The 25,283-nt window shown below is 39.2% G+C and carries 24 protein-coding genes and 1 tRNA gene; 7 read left to right on the top strand and 18 right to left on the bottom strand.

The features are described from left to right. The first annotated feature begins 285 nt into the window (after nucleotides 1–285). Complete coding sequence (locus tag M1381_12190; GenBank protein MCL4479830.1) at nucleotides 286–2,106, top strand: NHL repeat-containing protein; 1,821 nt, start codon at nucleotides 286–288, stop codon at nucleotides 2,104–2,106. A 313-nt stretch (nucleotides 2,107–2,419) separates the two neighbouring features. After that, nucleotides 2,420–2,788: a DUF488 domain-containing protein gene (locus M1381_12195; GenBank protein MCL4479831.1), complete on the top strand. Its 369-nt coding sequence runs from the start codon at nucleotides 2,420–2,422 to the stop codon at nucleotides 2,786–2,788. 185 nt (nucleotides 2,789–2,973) lie between these two features. Here M1381_12195 and M1381_12200 read toward each other — a convergent pair. Both M1381_12200 and M1381_12205 read right to left on the bottom strand, forming a co-directional pair. Next, nucleotides 2,974–3,046, bottom strand: a tRNA-Lys gene (locus tag M1381_12200). Nucleotides 3,047–3,096: 50 nt separating this feature from the next. Further along, nucleotides 3,097–5,799 (bottom strand): DEAD/DEAH box helicase, encoded by a 2,703-nt coding sequence (locus M1381_12205; protein ID MCL4479832.1) that lies wholly within the window; start codon nucleotides 5,797–5,799, stop codon nucleotides 3,097–3,099. A gap of 249 nt (nucleotides 5,800–6,048) precedes the next feature. Here M1381_12205 and M1381_12210 point away from each other — a divergent pair, with 249 nt between their 5' ends. Next, nucleotides 6,049–6,738, top strand: a complete 690-nt coding sequence (locus tag M1381_12210) for a hypothetical protein (protein ID MCL4479833.1) — start codon at nucleotides 6,049–6,051, stop codon at nucleotides 6,736–6,738. 45 nt (nucleotides 6,739–6,783) lie between these two features. On the opposite strand, the gene M1381_12215 is transcribed toward M1381_12210, so the two are convergent. The 16 genes from M1381_12215 to M1381_12290 all read right to left on the bottom strand — a co-directional run bounded on the left by M1381_12215 (nucleotide 6,784) and on the right by M1381_12290 (nucleotide 21,545). Beyond that, entirely contained in the window at nucleotides 6,784–7,770 is a 987-nt protein-coding gene (locus M1381_12215) for an HD domain-containing protein (GenBank protein ID MCL4479834.1), read from the bottom strand. A gap of 4 nt (nucleotides 7,771–7,774) precedes the next feature. Continuing rightward, the gene (locus M1381_12220) at nucleotides 7,775–9,460 is read right to left on the bottom strand and encodes a hypothetical protein (GenBank protein MCL4479835.1); all 1,686 of its coding nucleotides are present in this window, start codon (nucleotides 9,458–9,460) and stop codon (nucleotides 7,775–7,777) included. After that, the gene (locus M1381_12225) at nucleotides 9,461–10,207 is read right to left on the bottom strand and encodes an ABC transporter ATP-binding protein (protein MCL4479836.1); all 747 of its coding nucleotides are present in this window, start codon (nucleotides 10,205–10,207) and stop codon (nucleotides 9,461–9,463) included. It abuts the gene before it with no gap. 5 nt (nucleotides 10,208–10,212) lie between these two features. Continuing rightward, nucleotides 10,213–10,971: a hypothetical protein gene (locus tag M1381_12230; protein ID MCL4479837.1), complete on the bottom strand. Its 759-nt coding sequence runs from the start codon at nucleotides 10,969–10,971 to the stop codon at nucleotides 10,213–10,215. Between the two features lie 2 nt (nucleotides 10,972–10,973). Further along, a complete protein-coding gene (locus tag M1381_12235; GenBank protein MCL4479838.1) occupies nucleotides 10,974–11,429 on the bottom strand; it encodes a PTS sugar transporter subunit IIA in 456 nt (151 codons plus the stop codon). Then, on the bottom strand, nucleotides 11,426–12,613 hold the full coding sequence (locus M1381_12240; GenBank protein MCL4479839.1) for an iron-containing alcohol dehydrogenase: 1,188 nt from the start codon (nucleotides 12,611–12,613) through the stop codon (nucleotides 11,426–11,428). Before M1381_12240 ends, M1381_12235 begins: the two co-directional genes overlap by 4 nt. A 296-nt stretch (nucleotides 12,614–12,909) precedes the next feature. Beyond that, complete coding sequence (locus M1381_12245; protein MCL4479840.1) at nucleotides 12,910–14,496, bottom strand: Ig-like domain-containing protein; 1,587 nt, start codon at nucleotides 14,494–14,496, stop codon at nucleotides 12,910–12,912. Nucleotides 14,497–14,580: 84 nt separating this feature from the next. Continuing rightward, on the bottom strand, nucleotides 14,581–14,985 hold the full coding sequence (locus M1381_12250) for an RDD family protein (protein ID MCL4479841.1): 405 nt from the start codon (nucleotides 14,983–14,985) through the stop codon (nucleotides 14,581–14,583). Further along, the gene (locus M1381_12255) at nucleotides 14,978–15,181 is read right to left on the bottom strand and encodes a DUF4177 domain-containing protein (GenBank protein MCL4479842.1); all 204 of its coding nucleotides are present in this window, start codon (nucleotides 15,179–15,181) and stop codon (nucleotides 14,978–14,980) included. Before M1381_12255 ends, M1381_12250 begins: the two co-directional genes overlap by 8 nt. 11 nt (nucleotides 15,182–15,192) lie before the next feature. Continuing rightward, nucleotides 15,193–16,299, bottom strand: coding sequence for a radical SAM protein (locus M1381_12260; protein MCL4479843.1), 1,107 nt, complete (start codon nucleotides 16,297–16,299; stop codon nucleotides 15,193–15,195). 16 nt (nucleotides 16,300–16,315) lie between these two features. Further along, nucleotides 16,316–17,290 carry a porphobilinogen synthase gene (gene hemB, locus M1381_12265; protein MCL4479844.1) on the bottom strand — a complete coding sequence of 325 codons (975 nt, stop codon included), beginning with the start codon at nucleotides 17,288–17,290 and terminating at the stop codon, nucleotides 16,316–16,318. A 103-nt stretch (nucleotides 17,291–17,393) separates the two neighbouring features. Beyond that, nucleotides 17,394–17,906, bottom strand: a complete 513-nt coding sequence (locus M1381_12270; GenBank protein MCL4479845.1) for a DUF456 domain-containing protein — start codon at nucleotides 17,904–17,906, stop codon at nucleotides 17,394–17,396. A 2-nt stretch (nucleotides 17,907–17,908) separates the two neighbouring features. After that, nucleotides 17,909–18,754: an acetyl-CoA carboxylase, carboxyltransferase subunit beta gene (accD, locus tag M1381_12275; protein MCL4479846.1), complete on the bottom strand. Its 846-nt coding sequence runs from the start codon at nucleotides 18,752–18,754 to the stop codon at nucleotides 17,909–17,911. Nucleotide 18,755: 1 nt separating this feature from the next. After that, entirely contained in the window at nucleotides 18,756–19,514 is a 759-nt protein-coding gene (locus tag M1381_12280) for a 3',5'-cyclic-nucleotide phosphodiesterase (protein MCL4479847.1), read from the bottom strand. 6 nt (nucleotides 19,515–19,520) lie between these two features. Continuing rightward, nucleotides 19,521–20,162, bottom strand: a complete 642-nt coding sequence (locus M1381_12285; GenBank protein MCL4479848.1) for a Crp/Fnr family transcriptional regulator — start codon at nucleotides 20,160–20,162, stop codon at nucleotides 19,521–19,523. Nucleotides 20,163–20,339: 177 nt separating this feature from the next. Further along, nucleotides 20,340–21,545, bottom strand: a complete 1,206-nt coding sequence (locus M1381_12290; GenBank protein MCL4479849.1) for a cofactor-independent phosphoglycerate mutase — start codon at nucleotides 21,543–21,545, stop codon at nucleotides 20,340–20,342. A 207-nt stretch (nucleotides 21,546–21,752) separates the two neighbouring features. Between M1381_12290 and M1381_12295 the strand changes: the two genes are divergently transcribed. The 4 genes from M1381_12295 (at nucleotide 21,753) to M1381_12310 (ending at nucleotide 25,283) form a co-directional block, all read left to right on the top strand. Then, entirely contained in the window at nucleotides 21,753–22,631 is an 879-nt protein-coding gene (locus M1381_12295; GenBank protein MCL4479850.1) for a hypothetical protein, read from the top strand. Nucleotides 22,632–22,749: 118 nt separating this feature from the next. Continuing rightward, nucleotides 22,750–24,195 carry a hypothetical protein gene (locus M1381_12300; protein MCL4479851.1) on the top strand — a complete coding sequence of 482 codons (1,446 nt, stop codon included), beginning with the start codon at nucleotides 22,750–22,752 and terminating at the stop codon, nucleotides 24,193–24,195. Nucleotides 24,196–24,283: 88 nt separating this feature from the next. Continuing rightward, nucleotides 24,284–24,817 carry a sigma-70 family RNA polymerase sigma factor gene (locus M1381_12305; GenBank protein ID MCL4479852.1) on the top strand — a complete coding sequence of 178 codons (534 nt, stop codon included), beginning with the start codon at nucleotides 24,284–24,286 and terminating at the stop codon, nucleotides 24,815–24,817. Next, nucleotides 24,792–25,283, top strand: a complete 492-nt coding sequence (locus M1381_12310) for a hypothetical protein (protein ID MCL4479853.1) — start codon at nucleotides 24,792–24,794, stop codon at nucleotides 25,281–25,283. The genes M1381_12305 and M1381_12310 overlap by 26 nt, the downstream gene beginning before the upstream one ends.

Below are 25,283 nucleotides of genomic sequence, written 5' to 3' on the forward strand. Positions count from 1 at the left end.
GATCAAGGTATTATTTATTTTTTCATCCGGCTGCGGTGTATACCGCTGCCATGCCTTCAGATCATCTAGTTTTTGTTGCGCCCTGTATACGGACCCGGATAAAATAAAGGCATTAAAATCGATTTATAAAAGCCGCGATATCCGGACGGACGAAATATTAAGAAACGTTTGACAGTTCTATCTCATCGGCATATTGTAGTTTCCATTCGTTACTTCACAGTTATAAGGGCTTTCTATTTGTATATTTGAGCCTGATGAACAGGCTGAAGATAAAGAGGAGGATATATGAAAGTAACCATTAAAACATTTCCTGTTTTTACATTTCTGTTGCTTATGTTTTTAGCAGGGTGCAGCGGAACAAATGGAAAACAAGGTCCTGCCGGACCTACCATGCCGGTAATACAGAGTCTATCTATTGTAGGATTACCTGTAATACCGGGTAACAATGTTACAACAACTGTCATTGCCCAGAGCGCACAGGAGCTTGCATTGACCTACACGTGGACAGTATCTCCATCAAGTGAATGGAAAATAATAAATGGTGGGAATAGTCAAACAGCAACAATACAAGCACTAGGTGGATATGATGTTACAGGAACCGCTATCATAGAGGTGTCAGACAGTAACGGTATGTATGCAATGGGGGTAATTGCTTTAAGCACTCAGGGGGATACTGCACCGGTGATAAATAGTATAACAGCGTCACCAAATCCCGTATTACCGAACGGCGTTATAACAGCAGTCGTCAACACCTATGATGCAGAAGGGAATAGTTTGAAATATACATGGGGGGCTTCTTCAGGATGGGCAATAACCGGTTATGGAACAACTGCTACTGTAGCAGCACCGTCAACATACAACACCGGTGGATATGTAACCGTAACCGTAAGTGATAATTATGGATACGCAGTAACCGGTACAATAGGTGTAAGCACCTCAGACATAATACCTTCAACACCTACAAATCTCACAGCATTGTCAAGGACATCAAGCATTCTGCTTACATGGAATGCTTCAACAGGGGCTGCAAGTTATAATATTTATGAATCAGCGGTTTCCGGCGGACCATATACAGCGGTAGGAACAACCACAACAACAGCCTATACGGTAACCGGTATAACAATCAGCACACCTTACTACTTTGTTGTTACCGCACTGAACAATGCCGCAGAAAGTGGATATTCAAACCAAGTAAAGGGGAGTAAGCTTATCTCAGCAACGTATGCTTTAGGCACCAGTCCCTATGGTATATCGATAGACGCTTCCGGCAATATATGGGTTGCGAATTCTGGCAGTAGTACTGTAACCAAATTAAGCCCTACAGGCGCTACAATCACCACGGTTACCGTAGGCTCCTATCCCTATGATATGGCGATAGACGCATCCGGCAATGTCTGGGTTACGAATTATGGCAGTAATAATGTAACCGAATTAAGCCCTGCCGGCGCTACAATCACCACGTATGCTGTAGGCACCGCTCCAATTGGTATAGCAATAGACGCATCAGGCAATGTCTGGGTTGCGAATTATGGCAGTAATAATGTAACCGAATTAAGCCCTGCCGGCGCTACAATCACCACGGTTACCGTAGGCTCCTATCCCCGTGGTATAGCGATAGACGCATCAGGCAATGTCTGGGTTGTGAACTCTGGTAGTAGTACTGTAACCGCATTAAGCCCTACTGGCGCTACAATCACCACGGTTACCGTAGGCTCCTATCCCCGTGGTATAGCGATAGACGCATCAGGCAATGTCTGGGTTGCGAATTATGGCAGTAGTACTTTAACCGCATTAAGCCCTACTGGCGATACCATAGGCACGTATGCTGTAGGCACCGTTCCCATTGGTATAGCAATAGACGCATCAGGCAATGTCTGGGTTGCGAATTATGGCAGTAATAATGTAACCGAATTAAGCCCTGCCGGTGCTACCATAGGCACCTATGCTGTAGGCACCTTTCCCATTGGTATAGCGATAGACGCATCAGGCAATGTCTGGGTTACGAATTCTGTTAGTGATAGTGTAACCGAATCAATGGGTATTACAAAAGGGCCTCAATACTTCCCATACACAGGTCCTCAATTCCCGGGCGGAGGAAACTTTTAGGTTTAAGCTAAGAAGTGATTGAGTTATAAAATAAGGGCGGGTTTTCCCCGCCCTTATTTTATAAGCAATCCAGCTATTCCAACTATTTGGTTGTTGCAATAGGCAATCGTCTTGAACATGTCCAGCAGAAACATGAGCATCCTTTTTTATTATTACTCAGGCAGATTTCATAAGCAGCTTCGTATGTGTTATGGACTCTTACACTGCATCGGCAAACTTGGGTACCGCATAGAATTACAATTATTTTATATCATTATTTCTTGCAGTATGCTATTATTAAATAAAACTATCGGTTAAAGTGTATACACAGGGAATTTATACGGTAAGGATAAAGAGAATATATGATAAACCCTCAGAGACAGACGGGTTCCGGATACTCGTTGACAGATTGTGGCCGAGGGGAATGAGCAAAAAGGATGCAAAGGTTGGACTGTGGTTAAAGGAGATTGCACCTGGGGACAATTTAAGAAAATGGTTTGGCCATGACCCTGAAAAATGGTATGAGTTCAAGCGCAGGTATTTTAAGGAGCTGGATTCCCTGACCGAAAAACAAGACCTTCTCAACGTTATTATAGAGTATTCACGAAAAGGTGCTGTTACGCTGCTATATGCAGCAAAGGACGAGGACCATAATAATGCCGTTGCAATTATGGAATACCTGCACACAAAATATGAGATTTAATATTTCTTTCCAGGATAATCTAAATCCGTCTTTTCATGATGATACGATGATTGAATGAAAACAGATATAGTAGGGTCTCACGATTCAAGGTACAGGTTGTTCTTTCTTCCGGCTGGTGCCGCAGTCGCCGGTATCCTGGCCGGGCTAGTCTCTTACAACAATATCTAATTGTTTGAAAAACAAAATGGGCTGTGCAGGGATCGAACCTGCGACCCGCTGATTAAGAGTCAGCTGCTCTACCAACTGAGCTAACAGCCCAAGATTTGATAATAAATAATAGATAGCATGTAATAGTCAAGTAATTACTTTTAGGATACGGGTAAGCTGAGCAATTCAATTATCTCTTTTCTTGACAGACTTTTTGCGATACCTGTATCGTCACTTTCAACAACGCTGTTCATCAGCTCTGCCTTTTTGTTTATAATGTTATTAATCTTTTCCTCAAGAGTGCCTCTTGTTATGAGTTTAAACACCTGCACGCTGTTTTTTTGGCCTATCCTGTGAAGCCTGTCTGTTGCCTGATTTTCCCTCGCTGCATTCCACCATCTATCATAATGTATCACAATAGATGCTGCCGTTAGATCTATGCCGATACCGCCAGCGAGAAGGCTGCCTACAAACACTGTGTATCTTGGATCTTCCTGGAATTTTTTTATCACATTAGAGCGATTTCTGGTTGAACCTCTCAGTGAAACAAAAGAAACTCTTTTCTTTGACAGCCAGCGTTCTATTATATCAAGCATCTCAAGATATTGGCTAAACACTGCAATCTTTTTACCAGAATCCAATGCTTCTTCCATGATTTCTTTAAATAACTCGAATTTGCCTGATGTGGCTGGTATTGCTTGATCGTCTATTATAAGATTCGGATGGTCACATAACCTTTTGAGCTTTGTAATGAGTGCAAATATATGCATATAATCAACAGGTTTTGTTTCGTCTTGCAGATTTTTTATAATTTTGCTGCCCTGCGCATCAATAAATCCCTTGTATATAGCTACCTGATGGGGTGTGAGTGTGCAATATCTTAAATCCTCCACTTTTGGCGGCAGTTCTTTCAGTACTGTTTCTTTTAATCTTCTTAATTTGAATGGATGTATGATCTTTTTAAGTAATTCTTTTTTATCTTGATTCCCGTCTTTTGTTATTGGTGTATCATATTCTTTAATAAACCCTTCAATAGAGCCGAGATATCCAGGTAAGAGGAAATCGAATATAGACCATAGCTCGGACAGTCTATTTTCTATAGGTGTTCCTGTCAACGCGAGTTTATGTCTTGCATTAAAAGATTTTACGGACTTAAAGGTTTTTGTTTGATGGTTTTTTATCTTTTGCGCCTCATCAAGAATAACATATTGCCATTCCGGCTTTGATAATTTTTCGATATCGTTTATCATTACCGTATATGTTGTCAGCAATATGTCGTATGACGAATCGGCAGTAATAACTCTGTTTTTTCCGTAATATTTGTTTATCCTTATCCATGGGAGGTATTTCTGCAATTTATTTTCCCAGTGATCAATAACAGATGTCGGAGATATGATAATGCTTGGAAGTGTGGATCCAGCCTTGTATAAGGCGGCAAGCAGTGCCATTGCCTGGTGAGTTTTACCGAGTCCCATTTCATCGGCAAGCACGCCGTTTAAATTGTTTTTATATAAAAACCACAACCAGTTATAACCCGCCATTTGATACGACCTTAGCTCCCCAATCATACCGATATCTTTTTCTTCAGGGGCAGGAGATGGCTCTGAAATGCGGTTTAGTTCATAATAGAATTTATTAAGCGGCTCGGGTTCTTCTATATCTGTTTTATCCATTTCTGTTTTAAGCCTTATATAGTCAAGCCTTGATAACTTGATTCTCCCGTCATCCGTCATATTACCCTTTTTTGTGAAGCCTGTTAAGATATCATCAGAGAAGTATAGCCAGTCGTCTTTATACCTGACAAAGCCGTTTTTGTCTTTTTGTTTAAGGATTTCTCCGAGGCTTAAATTTATTCCGGAAACTTCATAGTACGGAGAAAGGTATATCCAGTCTGATGCATCTTCTACCCGTAATCTTGAAAGCTTTGATCCTGTTAATATACGGCTTTTTTTTACCTGTTCCGAAGGCTTGAATCGTTTTTCCTGTTCAAGAGAGATAATGTTATACCTAAAGAAGTTTATTATCTCTTCACCCTCATATATAAGAGGCTGTTCACCTTTAAAGTAAGGCATAAGTGTATCCGGAAGTCCCTGTATCCTGATAAAGGAATTATTATACCAGAACCATTTATCATTTATGATATGAGATTTTACCTGATCGGCATTCAATATGATTTCATTATGGTCCGACATAATACGATAAACCGGTGTTAGAATAAGTCTGTTGCCGCTATCAAAGTCGGCAAGCAATTCATAACGAATGGGTTTATCGGTGAATGTTACACTTGATGCACGCTCGGATATGTTTATGTCCGGAGACAGGCATAATTGCCGCAGTAAATCCGGTGATTCATGTGGTGGAACAGTAAGTCTTGCCGTTCTGCCGCTTGATTTATCCTGAAGTGTTATTTCGATAGAAGGACCGTCATTAAGAAGATCAACGGAAAGACTAATCTGATCCAATAATGAGAACCATGATACAAATATACTATAACCGGGATTTTTTGATATATCCCTCATAACGGATAACGAGGGTAATGATTTTTTGTTTTGCTTATATAAATCCTCCCTCTTGTGTATCCATACAAGCAATGCAGCAACCTCATGTTTACATATCCATCCCCATTCGCTTGAATATGAGCATGTACATTTCATGGTAGTAATCTTATCGCTGTTCTGAAATATGTTTACCTCGTACGGCTTCTTGTTGTGACCGCGCACTATTGCCGATAAGACATTTTCCTTGATGTTAATGGACAGGACATTATTATTATGAAAGTATGAAAGCCCCTTTTGCCATATTTCATGTGTAACCATATCCCTGATATGTCCATAATTTACGGTTTTTAAATCAGCATTTATCATATCAAATTATTCATTTTATCAAGAAATAAACAGATGTCAAATATGGGTGTTGATTTTTATATACTTTCCTCTTATCCATATTAAACATATCCTCCGGCAAGCCTTTGTATTTGTCTTAGCTTTATTCGGAGTCAGAAAGTTTAAAAATGGCTGGACTTTGTACTGCATCCGATTTACAATGGATTCAAGATTATTTATAACTGCCCGGCATAAAAGCATAATTTTCAGGTACGTTAAAGGAGGAATACAATGGAGTTTCTAAACACAATAATTATAAAACCATTTGTTGCGTGGTATCACACGGTCGTGAGCTATATACCGAATATCATGACGATGCTGTTTGTAATTGTAATAGGGTTTATACTTGCATGGCTTTTGAAGAGGATGACAAGATTTTTATTTAAGCTTATAAAATTTAATGAACTCGGAGAAAAAGCAGGGCTTTCCGTGATATTCAACGATAATTCCTTAAGTGTTATTGGAGAGAGATTCGTATATTGGTTTATAGTGTTTGTTTTCCTTATGCTCGGACTCAGTGCTCTGAAACTTACACCAATAGATCATCTTATAACTAGCTTTTTTCTTTATCTCCCAAAATTAATTGCAGCAATTATTATATTTATAGCAGGCTACTTATTAGGAGATTTTCTTGATCGCATTATGGTCCTTGCGGCAGTTGGCTCCCATCTTCCTCATGCAAAAGCAATAGGCAGATTAACGAAGCTTGCTATTGTAATATTCTTTATCTTTATTTCACTTGATCTGCTTGAGATAGGAAAGAATGTAATCGTTGCGGCATTTTCTATAATTTTTGGAGGCGCTGTGCTGGGACTTGCAATCGCATTCGGTTTTGGTGCAAAGGACCTTGTAAAAGAATGGCTTGAAAAAATGGTAAAGGATTCCAGAAATGATAAAGATGATGGGATATCACACCTGTGAGCATTAGCCCAAAAATCGCATTCCTGGGTTAGTGAACAAATACGATCATTTTCCTCTATCCTCGTCCTTACCCATTGTCTCTATGTAATGCCTTTTGTAGATATATCTACCAAGTGGATTGTCAAAGCTTGTCCAGTTTCCATCATTATTCGTTTCATTCTTGATATGAGCGCGCATACTTGCGATCTTCGCATCCATATCCTCCGCATAATGCAGTATTATTGCTTCCATTAATTTGGGTCTCTTAGGAGATCCAAATTCATACTCACCGTGATGGCTTAGTATACTGTGCTTTAAAAGCATAGCAAGCTCCAAAGGAAAATCCTTTATTTCGGATATAAGTTTATCAACAATCACGGTACCAATAACAATATGCCCTATAAGCCTTCCTTCATCCGTGTACTCTGTTGCAAATTCACCTCCGAGTTCTTTTATTTTACCTATATCATGAAACATAGCCGCTGTAAGAAGCAGGGACCTGTCAATGCCTTCGTATATGCTAACGATCATATCCACAAGTTTTACAACATTAAGTGTGTGCTCAAGTAAACCTCCTGCATAAGCATGATGTATGCTCTTTGCGGCACTTGATGCTTTGAATAAATTAATCATATCTTCTTTCGAAAAAAACAACTCCGTGAGTGATTTCAAATGCGGATTGTCCATCGTAGCCATAAGCATCTTTAATTCGTAAAACATCTCATCGGATGAACGTAGAGATCTCATTACATAATCGGAGAGTTCTACAAGTGATTTATCGATCCATCTGATCTCGTCAACTGATACCTGCAGTTTACCTTTATAATTATTTACCCTTCCCCTCACCTGTATTACGTCATTAGTGCTTATTGTAGAATCTATCTCTTTTGCATTATCCCACACCCTTGCCTCTACATCACCCGATTTGTCTCCCAATACAATTGTAAGATAATCTTTACCAGTCTTTCCTGTACCAAGATTCTTATCCTTAATAAGAAAGGTGCTGTCAACTATCATTCCTTCTTTTAAATCTGTAACCATACTTTTTTTCATATATCTACCCTTCCTGCGTCTTTAACGCATTTTCTGCTTTTTCTCTTATGTATAAAACAGGATACACGATAGTTGCAAATGATATAAGATACATAAAGCTTATCCAGATGTAATCATAAAATGTAAGACCTGCTGGAAATACAAATTCCTTCATAACCCTGTATGTGGGTATTGACTGTATAAGAAGCACAATCCCCGTAATTCCTAGGCTTACAATCATAAACAACAATCCGCCGAACCCCATTGCAATGTCGGCAACATTTTCATAATGGTATTTCGGGTAGATTGCACCAAAACTAACACCAAGATTTGCAATCGCTGCCGTCAACAACATCATCGTAAAGATCGACAGATACATAATGTACCAGAAAACACCGAGCACATGGTTTGTAAAATAAACAATGCCGAATGCAACAATCAAAAGTGGTACAAGGTTATAAAGAATCTTTGCTCTTAACAGTTCGGAAAGTTCATTCGGGGAAACCTTTATCAACCACATAGCCCGTCCCTCAAGGCTGACAGCGGAGAACGCAAACCTTGCAGATATAGCAGTAATAACAAATGCAGCGAGTCCAAGATTAAAGAATGCAACTGCATTTTTTATATACAGGGTCGGGAAAGGTATGCCGTTTAGAGGCAGCACTGTAAAATTGTAAACATAAACAAGTACAAGCGCACCAAGCAAAAGCAGCTGTGACCACTGAGATGCATCTCTGAAAAACCCAAGGACATCCTTTTTGATTATCGCATTTACAAATATATTCTTCTTCCCGATTATTTTGTTGAATGATCTGTAAAATATGCCTTTCCTTTTTAGCCTGGCAGTTTTAGATTCTTGAGCCTTTGTAAATCCCTTCATATAAAAAAGGTATGCCGAGAATACACCTATGCTGACACCCGCAAAGGCTGTTGTGATAAGTGGCAGTAGTGACTTTAAGGCATCATTATATTTATATGAAAGCATAGATAAGAGTGTCATACTTAGCCATGTACTCGGTAAAAGCATTGATTGCGATGAGCGGAGTGCTGCTAAATAGCCTATTACATTCTCAAATTTCTGCGGATTTAAAAACTGTTCCGGCCTTGCGATTCTAAAACCTATGTACATGGATATAAACACCACAATAGAAATAAACAGCATAAACTCTCTAAAACGTCTTGCGGGTAATATGTATGTAATAATCATTGTGAATATAATACCCAAGGTTGACGCAACAAAGGTAAGGGATGCGAGTGCTACAATCATACCAATATAATAATAAATATTCCCTCCAATTACTGTACCATAAGCAATATAAATGGGTGCACCGAATAAAAGAACCATCCATGAACTCTTAATAGTTGTTTGTACAAGTCTTGCATAAAAAAACTCCTCAAGGGTTATAGGGATACTGATAAGAAGAGAAAGATCATCTGAAACATAATAAGTTGATATGGCGGTAATTATATTACTGAAAATCAGCATGGCAAAAAATATAAGGTTGACCATGTAAAGCATCTTTCCTATAAGTAATTGACCTATCAGTTCTGTCTTTGAGAAGTACACAAGCATTGTTGAAAAAAAGAGATACTCACCCACAAAAAAACTCATCGCCAGTAAGAACATACCAATGATTTTTATTCTATTTTTATTATCTTTTAAAGAGGTGAATCTTTTGAATGATAAGAGTGCAGGTTGGATGGCTCGCATTTATAGATCAAGCTCCTCAACAAGGTTTTCATGAGTGAGCTTTAAGAAAACGGTTTCAAGTGAACCGCCTTTTACGTTTGCCTGCTCCTTTAGCTCCTGAACAGTACCAAGCGCTATGATCCTGCCCCCATCTATGATCCCAACCCTGTCTGAAAGCTGTTCTGCTATGAACAGATCGTGGGTTGACATGAGTATAGTCTTGCCTTTCTTCTTTATACTTTTAAATATGGCTTTTAACAGTGCCATTCCGCGGGGATCAAGTCCAACCATGGGCTCATCCACTATGATATACTTTGGATTGTGAATCATTGCTGATGCAAATACAAGTCTCTGTTTCATCCCGTGCGAATACCCTTCTATGAGTTCATCCTTAAAGTTATCTATTGAAAACAACTTTAGTAATTCCTGTGCGTACTCCTCTACGTCAAAACCGTCGAGATTATACATATTGGCAACAAAAAGCATGTATTCATAACCGGTAAGTTTTTCATAAACGAATGGTCTGTCCGGGATGTAGCCAATGAGCTTTTTTGCACCGACAGGCTGTTTCATGATACTGTGTCCATCGATATGGATATCGCCTGATGCAGGATTTAAAAGTCCTACTATCATTTTCATAAGTGTTGTTTTACCTGCACCATTAGGACCAAGCAGTGAAAACAATTCGCCATCCTTTATAACAAGGCTTACATCATCAACAGCTTTAATATTCGTAAAATTTTTTGTTATATTATCTATCTTGATCATATTGTTCAATGCTGACATACCGGACAGTAAACCGTGCGTCTCCCTGCAAATCTTATTTTTACAATGCCTGTAGAACATACAGGACAGTCAACCCTATTTTCAAGTGATAGAAATCGCCTGTCTTCTCTTCCGTACGCCACTGTCTTTTTTATTGCATCTTCAAGTACTTTTACAATCATTTGATAAAGCCTTTCTGATTCATCTTTTTTCAGCGAGCCGGTATCCCGCATGGGAAGTACGCCTGCTTTAAATAGTATCTCATCCGCATAAACAGAACCTATGCCCGCTATAATAGACTGATCCATTAGAAACCGTTTCATCTTCGTCTTCTTTTTCAATAATGAATCTTTCAGATATGTCAGAGTAAATCGATCCTTTTCTGCAACGGGATCATACCCAAGCACGGCAAGTTCCTCAATTTGCTTGTTAAACCATATTGATGCCCATTTAAAAATGTATAAATTCTTTCCTGTATTAAAACCAAATTCTGCACATATTGATGATAAACCACGCGTTGAATCGGCAATAGCCATTTCACCAAATAAGCCAAAATGCAATACAAAGGTTTTATTCCCTGAAAATTTAAATATTAAATATTTACCCCTTCTATCAATCCGATCAAGCGATTTCTCTAAAAAATCTTTTTCCGATCCATTATGCTTAATAATACCCTTTTTGACAATATTTATATGCTGTAAACGCTTTTCTTTAAAGTTTCTTTCCATTGCTATGCGTCTCACTTCGACCTCTGGTAATTCCGGCATGCTCAATCCATTCCATTTGTTATGTTCATAACATCTTCGGGGGTATTCACATTGAGCAGCTTACTTTTATTCTGTTCTACTTTTAAAAGTCTTGATACCCTTACAAGTGCATCAAGATATGATTCACGGTTTCGAGCCGGTCCTATGAACATGAATACGATCTTTACAGGCTCGGTAGTTTTGTCATACTCGATACCATCCTTATCTATACCAATCACAAGCAAGGTATTATCGATCTTATCGGATATAATATGCGGCAGTGCAATACCGCTGCCTATGGATGTCGACATAACACTCTCGCGCTCTATGAATTTGTTAAATAAAATATCCCTTTCTTCAAAAGGATCTATTTTTACAAGCATATCTATAAGACGCAAAAGTACAGGATCTCTTTTTTTTATATCAAATCCTATTTGTATAAGTCTTTTATCTGCAATATTCGAAAGTTTTATAGTCATACATGCATTGATTTAATTAATATAGTAACTACAGCATCTTTATTAAGTCTTGAACTGCCTGAAAGGCTACCATGCTTATAGCCGTACAACCTTATAACATCTTCTGAAAGTACGGCAAGTGCTTCATGTTTTATGCCTACATTCTCCAGGTGTTCTTTTATACCGATCTCATTAAGCCAATTTTTAATCTTAAGGATAGCGGCTTCTGCCTTTTCTTCCATGGTACCTGTATAATCAAAAAGCCTTTCTCCAAGTTTTGCAATCCTTTCCGGTCTCACGTCAAGCATAAACTCAAGATACGGCACAAGTATAATGCCGAGTCCCCTGCCGTGACTGATGTCATACCATCCACTCAATACATGCTCAATTTGATGGATTGGGAAACTTCCTCCCCGTCCTGCTGACGGTATGCCTGATAGCGCAAGACTGCTTGCCCAGCTTAAATATGATCTTGCTTCAATATCATCGGGATAAGCAATTGCCTTTATAGTATATTCAATAACAATCTGTAAGAGCCCCTCTGTCATTCGATCGGAGACATCCGATGTATTATTACCAGTTATATAGGTCTCAAGCAAATGGCATAATATATCGGTTCCGCTATCTGCCGTTGTCTTGCTGTTAGTGCTAACGGTTAGCTCCGGATCGATCACTGAACAAACAGGGGTAAGTATCTCATGTTCGAGTACTGCCTTCTCGTGCGTATCCCATTTTGTTATAACTGCTGTTCCGTTCAGTTCCGAGCCTGTAGCAGCTATTGTAGGTATGGTAATAACCGGCAGTGCATTGCTAATTCTATCGGGTTCTTTATCCCAGCTTCTTATATAATTCCATACAGAACCCTTGCTTACAGAAACAAGGGCAATGCCTTTGGATGCGTCCATAACAGAACCGCCGCCGAGTGCTATTATAAAGTCACAGCCTTCTTTCTCAGCCATCATTGCGCCCTGGTCAACCGAATCAACCCTTGGGTTCGGTTCAATTTTGTCATAAACAACCGCTTGAATATCTTCTTTATCAAGCATAAGAAGCAATTTATCGGTTAAGCCAAGCCTTTTCATCGCAGACCTGCCCGTTACAAGCAAAGCCCTATCGCCGAATCCTCTTGCCCTCTTAGCTGCGTTTTGAAATTCACCGGTGCCGAAATAAACCTTTGTTTTTCTATACCAGTAAAAACTATCCATAATAGACCAATTTAGTGCAGTTTTTTGCCTATTACAACAATTATTTGGAAATGACGCTTAATGTGTGAATGGAGCCTCTCTTTTTTCACTGTTTCGGGATAATCAAAAGATTTCATCGGCGTTTACATCCGGGGTAAAGCGTCTATGCTGTCATTCCCGCGAAAGCGGGTACCCAGAGAATGTATGCCCGCGTACTCTGGTATAACGGATACCCCGACGCTTGCGTTGTGTAGCTTCATTGTTTATTCTATGTTTAGCAAACTACCACAGCCGGATACATCGGGTTTCACATCAAACTAATGTAAATAATAAACAAACCCTACTCCCATATAAAGTCCACCAAGATTTAAAGAAGCACCTTGTTTGTTTATATTGGAGATATCTCCCCATGAGAGCCGCGCTAATCCGGAGATTGCAAAACTTGAGGAAAATAAATAGTTAACACCTAATTGAGCGGACACATTATATGTGAAATAGTTAAGATTCTCCTCCGATGTACTTACAGAGGCATAATCCAAATGCTTCATGAGGTAATAGACTCCGATACCGGGTCCTAAATGAATATCAAAATTATTAATAAGTATGTGATACTCCGGCGCAATCAAGCCTGACAGTATAACCATTCTATATGTACCATTGCTGTTATTAAATACAAAATTCGATTTTGCATATCCAAATCCGCCGGACAGATCAACACCGAGGCTATGAGAAAATTTCCTCGTATAGTCAACAAAGGCTCCGTAAGGATTTAAAGCCACTTTATTTATACCATAGGTACTATGCAGACTATCAAGATACGAGCTATCAAAAATGTTTTGATAAGCAGCCGTTATCCCGATATATTGCTTGCTCTCCTCAAGTGCATAAGCAGGCGGTGAGCCGGCCTGGAATACGACATAATGCTCAGGCCAACCGACATTGCCTGCTCTATCAATGGTTGCAATGGTAATTTGATTTGCTGTTTTTATATTGATGGGTACTTTTTGATCAAAACTACCGCTCGCATTTGTTGTTCCGGAAATCTTACCAAAGCTGCCATTTATTGTAACAACCGTATCGGGCTCTGTAGAACCCGTTATATGCTCTACACTATAGCCTGTCATAACAATACTCTTGCCCATTTTCGGGGCTGAAGGAATAATGGAATCCTGAAATATATTGGCTATTCCCGGATCGAGATCCGTATTTAATGCATAAACCTGTAACTGGTTCAGTTTATTTGGTGCCAACGGCACTTCAGCATCAAACTGACCGGTTTTTCCATCAGCCATTGCCCACATGTCGGACTCTGCACCATAGATCCTGATTATACTCCCGGGTATCGAATAACCAGAGACTTCTATTACAGGAGCATTTGTGTATTCTATCATTGGATTTAGAACAACATGCCCGATTACACCATGAGCAGCCAATAATTTTTCATATTCAAGCTCCGCAGGGGTTAGGTTTTTCATTTTTGCCTGAGCCAAGTTAAAGTTAAATTTCTGGCTTTTATTTTCATTCGCTTTGTTCATCAGGGTAATTTCTTTTGCCTCGTTAGAAAGCTGTGTGGACAGTTTTAACAGCAGATTACCTTCATCTATAGAATTTGCAGCGATCTGTTGTCTGCCTCTTATAAGAAGTCTGTGCGCATTTGAAATCTCTTCTTTTGCATATTTTAATGCACCCACAGATACTGCATCATTGTATGCGACTGTTGCATTTTTTAAAACAGGATTGGAACCCATATTTAATGCCGAATGCTGACAGGATGATAGGAAGGTCGCGATCACAGTTATTAATCCTAATAATGCGGTAGTGTAGTAGCGGTTGGTTTTAAACCTATTCCTACTCCTGCTCAAACCTGCGTTCCACTTAAAATATTTTAATTCCTTTTTTTCCATTATCACCGTGCCCCCTGTAAGCATATATTATGTAAGCATATATACAAACGATTTACATTATTTTTTATATTTTTTGTTTGCACACTATTTCCTTACTACAAAAGTATCTGCAAGTACATCACCTATGCGCAGGCCATTAATGTCCGTGTAAAGGAAATATACTTCTACTGCTATTACAGTCAAGCCAAATGATATAAATAAAAATAATCCTATCACAGGTATAATAAACATAAATACTGCAAAGCCGAAAGGTATATTCCTCAGGACGGATTTATGGATTGAGCATTGAGCAGATGTATCCTGAATTACAACCTTTGTGCCTACCAATAGTTTACCAATGGATCTGCCCTCCATAAGCCCATCCGCAATGAGTATATAGACGAGCCCTGTAATTGAACCAATAGGAGATAGTACACTCGCCAGTATGAGTGCAAAAGCCATATCTATAAACTTTGCGGATACCCTTTCAAGAAAGGTCGCTCTATTCATCTTTTGTCAGTTCACCTTTTTTAATAAACATAAGGAATGCCATCACAGGTCTTCTCTGGGCTTCTTTCATTGCATAGGTTATCCTGTCAAATTCCCATCCCTTATTACACCATTCGTTAAGGGCTTTCTCAATTTCAGAATCCGTCACAATACTTAACTCAACTACCTTATACTCCAACCCGCCGCTATTATCCATATTTGTTATACTTAAAGAACTTCTATACTTATATTTTTTTTATTCTCAGTCATATTCTTTTCATATCCTGGCGGGACATAGATACAGTACGGCTCTTCATCAAGATAATCACCCGTTTGATAATAAGCTCTTGCCCTGCACCCGGCGCATACAGCTTTATACTCACACGCACCACATTTGTCTTTCAAAAGCGAAGGCTCCCTAAATTCTTTGAAGATCCGGGAATTTTCCCATACGTCTTCAAATGTTTGTTTCTTTAAATCGCCTGCTGCAACCGGCAGATAACCGCATGGCTGTACAATACCAAGCCTTGAGATGAAGGCAACAGCACTGCCAGCAAGACAACCCTTTGTCATAGCAGCCATGCCATGAGTCTGGAAACTCAATTTTACGCCATCGCGCTTTGCCCTTTGTCTTATAATCCTGTAGTAATGAGGCGCACAGGTGGCTTTTAACTCGATCTCTTTATGAGCTGTAAATTGATCATACATCCAGTTCAATATATCCTCATACTGAGTCGCAGGCAGCATCTCGCTATCCGCTATCATTACTCCGCATCCAACAGGAACAAGCATGAAATAATGCAGCGCATTTACCTTTAAGTTCAGTGCGAGGTTAAATATGTCGGCAACCTGATGCACATTATGCTTTGCTATTGTTGTGTTGATCTGCACTTCCACGCCGGCTTTTTGGACATACCTGATTCCATTCATAGCTGCTTCAAATGATCCGGGTAAAGCCCTGAAGCTGTCGTGAACGTCAGCATTGGCGCCGTCAATGCTGATCGCAACACGGATTACGCCGGCATTTTTTATTTGTTTTGCTTTTTTCTCATCTATAAGGGTTCCATTCGTGGCAAGTGCAATCCTCAATCCCTTTGAAACGCCATAAGACGCAATATCAAATATGTCTTCTCTGTATAACGGTTCTCCGCCGGTAAGAACGAGTATGGGCTTGTAAGAGTCTGCAATATTATCAATGATATTGAAAATCTCTTTTGTTGAGAGCTCACCCTTCATCTTCTCCGGCATTGCAACTGCCCTACAGTGTATGCATCTTAAATTGCACTGTGCTGTTAGTTCCCAGAATATCAACCTTGGTAAATATGTGTTTTCCATATTTATGCTTATTCCCTCATGCGCGTTTAAGTTCTCTGGCAGCACTCTTTGCAAAGTATGTAAGTATCATGTCGGCACCCGCCCTTTTTATTGAATACAGTATCTCCATCATTACCGATTCTTCATCAATCCATCCAAGCTTTGCTGCAGCCTTTACCATTGAATATTCTCCGCTTACATTGTATGCTGCAACTGGTAAAAGTGCTGCCCGTTTTACCCTGGAGATCACATCGAGATAACTTAATGCAGGCTTAACCATTACGATATCAGCGCCTTCTTCAACATCCGTTAAAACCTCATTTATAGCCTCTCGCGTATTTCTATAATCCATCTGGTATGATCTCCTATCCCCGAACTTCGGAATTGACTCCGCCGCATCTCTGAAAGGACCATAGAAACTGCTTGCATACTTTGCAGCATAACTCATTATCGCTATGGAAGAAAAATCATTCTCATCAAGTGAATGTCTTATTTTCTGAACCATGCCGTCCATCATCCCCGATGGGGCTATAATATCTGCTCCTGCCTTTGCCTGTGCTATTGCAACCTTCCCAAGATACTCAAGTGTCCTGTCATTATGAACATCTTTATCGGAAATTATCCCGCAATGTCCATGTGATGTATACTCACATAAACACAGATCTGCAATAATAGTGATATCCTTTACCTTTTGTTTTATAACTTTTATTGCCTCTTGAACAATGCCTTCTTCATTATATGCATCAGAACCTGTTTCATCTTTTTGAGGCGGTATGCCGAAAAGCATTACAGCGGGTATACCAAGCACTTTTGCTTCCTGAATATCTTCAATCAAATAGTTGATTGATTCTTGATAGCAGCCAGGCATTGAGCGAATCTCCTTTTTTGTATTTTTTTCATAAGTCACAAAAACAGGATATATGAAATCATTAACACTCAAGTACGTTTCACTTACAAGGTCCCTTATTTGGCTTGTCCGTCTTATTCTTCTACCTCTGTGTATAGGGTATATCGGCATATAAATAACTCCTGTTTACGAATTTAATAATACTTATATCAAATTTCCAACTTTTACAAATATTAAGTCGTCTAAGCATAAAACGAATTTCGTTTTGTTAAAATACTATTTCAAGAAAGCATACAACAGTCATGGCTATTACAATAAATCCCTTTAATAGGGTACCCTTTAATCTGCCAAAGGCTGCCGCTATGCTGCCTCTGGTTGCATTATCAAGGCCTTTTGCCTCCGCAAGAGTTACAATAAAAGCACCCGCAAATGCGCCTATGACTGCACCAAACAATGCTCCAATCCCGAGTAAGAACGGTGCAAGCACTATCGAACCAGCTATAGAACCTCCTACGGATGCAATCAGGCCCTTTCGGGAGACCCCTGCCCTCTTTGCATCTTTAATGCCCCATAATGTCTCTCCCAGCTCCCCGATCAACGTAAGGACTCCAAAGATTATTACCGTTATCCATCCTATGTAATGTGCCTTTGTTATGATGACAAAGCCCAAAATGGCTATAAATGATATGAGCGTCCCAGGCATACCGAACACAACAGATATAGATGCTGCCGCCAGAATCAAAAATAAAAGTATTACTAATAGTGTCTGAAAAAAGCTCATTCTTAATCGGTCCGTAATTTTTTTTCTATATTCCCTGTCAGCCTTATCAACTGGGTAATGGTTTTTTTTATAACCTTTCTCTCTACAACCATATCGATCATCCCATGTTCAAGTAAGAATTCTGCTCTTTGAAAACCTTCCGGTAATTTTTGGCTTAACGTATCCGATATAACCCTTGGTCCTGCAAAGCCTATCAGTGCCCTTGGCTCTGCAATCATTATATCTGCAATACTTGCAAAACTTGCTGCAACTCCCCCAGTTGTCGGGTCTGTGAGCAGTGAAATGTAAAGTGCCTTTGTTTTATTTAACCGATTTAAAGCTGCGTTTGTTTTAGCCATTTGCATAAGTGAATAAATGCTTTCCTGCATTCTTGCGCCGCCGGAAGATGTTATAACAACTAGATTAGACTGCTCTTCTGTAGTTTTCTCTATAAGTCTTGTAATCTTTTCACCCACAACAGAACCCATGCTGCCACCCATAAAATCAAAATCAAAGATACCGATATTTATAAACAATCCGTTTATTGTTCCATAACCTGTTATTACGGCGTCCTTTAATTCTGTCTGTTTGATTGTCTCTTTTAATCGATCTCTGTATTTAGTTTTGTCCCTAAAATCCAATGGATCTGTAGATTCCATTGTAGCCCATAATTCATGAAAAGTGCTGTCATCTATAAGTATGTTTATCCATTCTTTTGCAGATAATCTAAAGTGATAATTACACTTTGGGCAAACCTTGAGGTTCTTTTCTACTTCTTTTCTATAAACTATTTCACCGCAGTTATTGCATTTTAACCACATGCCATCAAGACTGTTTTTTGTTTTATCTCCAGAACCCAATAGTGCCATTTTAAATCTTTATTATTTGATTAAGTTTTAAAACCTCTATGGATGGATCGATTTTACCAAGTTCTCCGCTAACCTGATCATAGAATTGCGGTTTTATATGGTACACGTAAACAGCAACCCTTTTCCCTATCTTTTTTATCTCCTCTGTAATCATTCGTGGAGTAAGATGTTTTGTCAATAACGCGAGATCTCTCTTATCCTCAGGAAATGAAGATTCGATGAATACGGCCTTAAGATTATCTTTGTTTGATGCCATATTCCATATTTCATCCGTTGAACCCGTATCCGAACTAAACACAACGCTGCTCTCCCCATCGTCCATAATAAAACCGGATGCTGGAACGGTATGATTTACAGGGCAGGCTGTAAAAGATATTCCTCCCAACTTTATAGTCTCCCGTGCACCTATTTCTCTCATCTTTACAATCGGTGCATCTTTTGTAGGTATCTCGGTAAAATCAGGCCATATATGCCAGTTGAAAAGATGTTGTTTTATGGCTTTAAGAACAACAGGCATTCCATATATGGTAAAACCTTTGCCGTTAGATCCAACAACATTATCTGCAAGAAATAAAATATCCCTGCTATGATCCGCGTGTGAATGTGTGATAAAGATATGTTCTACATTGAGCTGTTCTTCCATTGTTAGTACGCCTGTTATTGCACCGGCATCAAGTATGATCCGTTCATTTATAAGAAACGATGTTGTTCTGTAATTGGGCAGTTCTCCGCCGTGGCAGCCGAGCACTCTTATATTCATACAACCTCACATGTTTTCAAATTGTTCCTTCATTATAAGATAATCGAGATACTTTTTAAGATTATCCGTATTCCTGACCACAATACCCTGATCTGTTGTTTCTACAAATCTACCCTTTATAAGTTTATCTATCATTGTTTTTACCTTATCATGCTCAAGCCCTGTTATTATAGAGAGCCTGCCGATATCTGCACGTATTAGTGTTCCATTCTCTGCCCCTGTACCGCTTTCACCAAGCTTTAAAAGTGTTACTACAACCCGCTGTCCTGCATCCTTTATCATAAGATTCGTTATCTGGGTATCTGCGTCCTCAAGCCTTTTTGCAAGTATCCTGATTATCCTTATTGCGATTTCACCATTATTGCGGATCATAGTATCAAAAGTGTTGTTATTTATAACGAGTATCTTTGAGCTTTCTTCAACCATTGCACTTGCTGATCTCGGTTTTTTGTTGAGTAAAGACATCTCTCCAAAGAAATCGGATGCACCAAGCATTGCAAGTACCTTCTCTGCACCGCTAACTTCTTTATAAATCTTTACCTTACCGGTATTGACAATATACATATCATCACCGGTATCACCCTCTTTAAACAGGATTGTCCCTTTTGGAAATTCTTTGCCAAACCTGTTAAATAATTCATCTTCCATGGTACCTCCGTAAACTTTTATTAATTAATACGAACGAACTAAATATCATTACATTGTCTCCGCGAGTAAAGCAATCTGCCGGCCATGAGGGATTGATTCGTCATGGTACAAAGTGCCATTCCTCACAATGACGCTTTACTAAACACGTCCGTATTAGCATACAAACAGGCATACAAGTCATCCATCCCAGCCGTTTAACAGCTTCTGCATAATCTCAAAGCCATTCTCTATGTACACACCACCCTTTTCTGCATCAAATTCATCGTAAGCATATTCATTTTTTACCTCGTTTGTAGAATCATAAAAAAGAAATGGTACAGGTTCTTCTGTATGGGTTTTTTTTATGATAGGGGTCCTATGGTCGGGCATGATCAGCATTCTGAATGTCCCAAATCGTTTTATCCCTTTTAGTACACCTCCTACGACCTTTTCATCAAAATCCTCTATTGCCTTTATCTTTAAGGGCAGATTACCTTCGTGTCCTGCCTCATCGGGTGCTTCGACATGAATATAGATCAGGTCATGTGAGTTTAATGCCTCAATCCCGTAATCAGCCTTGCCTTTATAATTGGTATCAACATAACCCGTTATCCCGGGCACATCTATTATATCAAGTCCTGCAAGTTTTCCTATGCCTTTTACAAGATCAACAGCAGAGATACATGCGCCCTTAATACCATACAACTCTTCAAAAGAAGGGATTGCCATTGCTTTTCCTAGCCCCCATAGCCAGATACTATTTGCGGGTTTTTTGTTCTGTTTTATGCGGCTTTTGTTAACCTGGTGTGATGACAGTATGTCCCATGAATCTTTCATCAGCGAGATCAATTCATCAGAACGTTCACCCTCAGGCAGATTTAAGTTTATGTCCTGATCGGTTATGTCATGCGGAGGCATGGTTTTTATTTTATCATTACCGTATGACCATACGATTATATGCCTGTAGCTAACACCGGGATAAAATTTTATACCGTCTCTTTTTAATGAACCGGCAAGGGAATTTATAAGCTCCGTGGCCTCTTCTGTTGTTATATGGCCTGCACTGTAATCATCCATGGTTGTTTTAGCCCCGTGCATGCCCAGAGTAACAAGGTTACACCTGCATGCAACGTCATTACCCTTAAGTTCTATGCCCTGTCCTGCTGCCTCTATAGGAGCCCTGCCTGTATAATATTTTTCCGGGTCATAACCAAAAATGGACATATTACCTACATCACTGCCAGGATGCATGCCGTGAGGGATAGTCCTTGTCATTCCGACAATGCTTTTTTTCGCAAGCTCATTTATATTCTTTTTTCTGGCGACCGAGAGTGGTGTGCCTCTGTCAAGTTTTTCAATGGGATAATCAGCCATACCATCGCCTTGCAATATAACATATTTCATAGCCAATCCTTTCAAATACTGTAAAGCATAACCACTAAGCTATATAATTTATAATCAAAAGTAAAGCCTGTTTTAATTCTTACGCAAAAATGCGCGACAGGCATGTGATGTATATCACAAGGATATTAAAATAGTATGTATATATAACCACATCGGAACTTTTTTTAAGACAGCCTGTTTATCAAGTAAAAAGGGAGGTAAGGTAAAATGGTTAAAAAGACTTTAGTGGTTTTAGGTATAATGGTGTTGGTTGGATTTCAATTAACAGGGTGCGGCAAACAAACGGTTGGCGAATCATCAGCTCAAATAGCTCAAACGACAGAGGAATCCATCAGCGGGGCTTCAAATGATTCAATTGCATTATCCAATGTAAGTAATTCCCAGCTTGGTATAGCCGATTACGGCTTAAGTGTTGTGGCATCTGCTTGTCCAAATGTAACAAAACCGGTAGTTACCAATACAATGAATTCAACAACATGGACTTTAGACATCAACTTTGGCAATGGCTGTATACCAAATTATTTCACCAACATTATGACAAGCGGCAACATAACAATGACTGTTACAAGATTTACGGATGGAACTAATGTAACAGCTACAACAATCGATACGAATGGCGACATTGAAAGAACAAGATGGGACGGCGCATCTCTCTATATAAGCGGTACCACAGATATTGTAAGAACTGGTACTGTATCTCAGACAAGCACCACAAGAACAAGGGCAATAACGGTTAACGAGACGCGGGTTGCAATAAGTCCAAGAGGCAAGGTTGTGATGAATCACAACCTTAGCTTAAACTTTAATGCAGCCGATACACTTTCTTCTTCAACTCCATCAACTATTATCCAGAGGGTATTGAACGGAACAGGCAGCGTTGATCATTTACTCGCAAAGGTGCTTGCCGGTATAACGGTCACGAACCTCACCTATGAACAAGGCTATTGTCATCCTGTAGACGGCACGGTGATACTCGTCCTGACAAAAGATACGGATGGAAGCCCGATCGGAACATACACTCTCGTATTCTCACATAGTTCAGCAACGCTTAATGGCAATCCAATTACATTAAACCCTTGTGATTGAAAAATTGTAAGAAACCGGGTTTGTGTTCTACAGGGGTGTGTGGCAATACGCCCCTGTTTTTTGTGATGTTTGTCATAGACATAAATCCGTTCTTTGTTACCGTATAACGGATTATTATATGCGATATAAATTTCTTTTTCTATGCATTAGTATTAACATCATGTCCGTAAAAGCGTACGCCTGGTCTGTTTCTACAACAGGGAGCATAAGTTTGAGGTATCAGAAGGGTAAAAACCTTGGCTTGCTTAATCCCGGCGTTCAATACTCTGATGAAGCTTTTTCATCAGCATATCTTATGCCAGAGGTTGATTTGAGTCAGGGCGGCTGGTTTGATGGTGCTTTAGAACTCTACACAAGTGAGCTTTCGAGGAGGACATTTTCTTATAACAGCCTGAACCTTTACGGTGTAGAGAATGTAAACGATTATTTTAATGATACACACTTTATCAGAAAGGCTTATGTATCTTTTAACCCGTCGGATAGTATAACGTTGTCCGCAGGTGAAATGCATATCATTGGCGGTTCAAGCCTGATCTTTGATAATTATCAGCCTTCCATTACATTTGATTATGATATGACGGATACACTCAATATTCCTCTTTCTTATGAATTAAACATAGTAAAGGTTGAGCCTTACATGCTTTATGACCCATCAAGAACCAGCATGTTTTACGATAATGAATTAACGTATAGTTTTTCCTTGTTCGAGTATATTACGTTGTTTTATGCTAATTTTGACGACACCGATAATACACTCGCACCTTTACTTAACGGCATGATATACTCGGCCGATTTTAATAGAGAAACCTTGGATCGCCTGTCTGCCGTCTACGGAAAGGTAAAAGCAGCAGAGATAGAAACCTGCATTCAGGAAGAGTATTCAAATGGAGGTCCGGTAACCTCATCACGTACAAACATAAACTGGGCAGGGTTAACAGGTGACAAGTATTTTGGCGAATTAGAATTTAATGTTACAGGTGTGCTTGATTTTGGTAACGGAAGTATTTCAGGCGTTAATTGTTTCAGTCCTAACGTAAAGCCGGTCTTTAACCGTGATTTTCTGACTTACGGTTATCTTGGTGATGCTAAGATAAAATATCATATAGACGATATTGGTAAAATCGGTTTATTCTTTAATATCTCCTCTGGCGATAAAACACCCATGCAGGCTATTATATCACAGGGTACTTTAAACAGCTTTATGTCCGTGTTTCCTTACAATACAGAAACAGATCTGTTTTTTAACGGCGGCATAAACCAGAATCTTAATTCAGGAACAATAGCGATTGCAGGCAGGAATGGACTTGGAATTGTTGCCTATGGAGGTATCATGGATTTCTATCCTGTAAAATCGATTGAATTTACAATCACGCCTGCATTGTTATATCCCGAGATGACAGCGGACTTCTATGGATTTGAAACCGATTTTACATTCACATATACGATTAATAAACATGTTTCATTTCCTTTTGAATTCGATTATTTCAAAGCTGGCGATTATTTTAAATACTATTCATCAGTGTCCCTTGCCCAGGTACTGTTCGGCGCTGATATTACATGGTAATATGAATCTCAACGCACGTTTTAAGATAAGATATGATTAGTTCCGGAACTTTATTTATTATGACATGTTTAACAATATGAATGATGAGATGGATAAAAATACAGTACTTATGCTCAAGCTCAAAAATGGCGATCGGGTGGCATTTGATGAACTGTATAGAAGATTTAACAAAAAGATATATAATTATGTATTTAGAATGGCTGGGAATAAAGAAACAGCAGAAGATATAACACAGGAGGTATTCGTAAAGATGTATGTATCCGCAAAGTATTATGAACCAACGGGAAAATTTACAACATGGCTTTTCACAATTGCCACAAATACAATCATAAACGAACATCGTAAAGATAAACGGACCACATCTCTCGAAGCAGAGCCTTCCGTGGATGCAGAGCAATTCACTGAGAACAGGATCATAATTAATGAGATGGAGCAGGATTTACTAAACAGTATAAACAATCTGCCCGAGAATCAAAAAACCGTAATCGTTCTCAGGAGCTATGAAGGCATGGATTATGAAGAAATAGCAAAGGTGATCAATAATACGACAAAAGCCGTAAAATCCCTTTTAAACAGGGCGAGAAAGAGGTTAAGCAATGAGTATAAAAAATCTGATATGTAAAATCAGGCTAAAATTTTCAAGGTCCCGTATCTCCGAATATGTCGATAACGAGCTTGATGATAGAGGCATTGACAGGGTAAAAGCCCTGATCGGCAATTGTCCTGCAGCAAACGCATACTACAATAAATTGAAGCACATAGACAATGCAATAAAAGCCATCCCCGAATATGAACCTTCCGATTCACTTAAAAACAGGATCGATCGGGCTATAATAAACCGGGATGCGGGATATGACAGTAGAAAGAAGGGTCTTAAATGGGTGTATGCCCTCTCATCGGTTATGGCTATTTTGCTTGTGGTAATGACCTTAACACATATTCATAATTACCGGGCAAGAATACACGGAACCGGCATGTTTGCAAATATGAATATGTATAAAAACATGGACATGTATGAACACATGGACATGTATGAACACATGGATGAAATAAGAGCTATAAGTAAAACAAATCAATCTGGGGGTTGA

Source organism: Deltaproteobacteria bacterium, from assembly GCA_023382265.1.
Lineage (GTDB): Bacteria > JAMCPX01 > JAMCPX01 > JAMCPX01 > JAMCPX01 > JAMCPX01.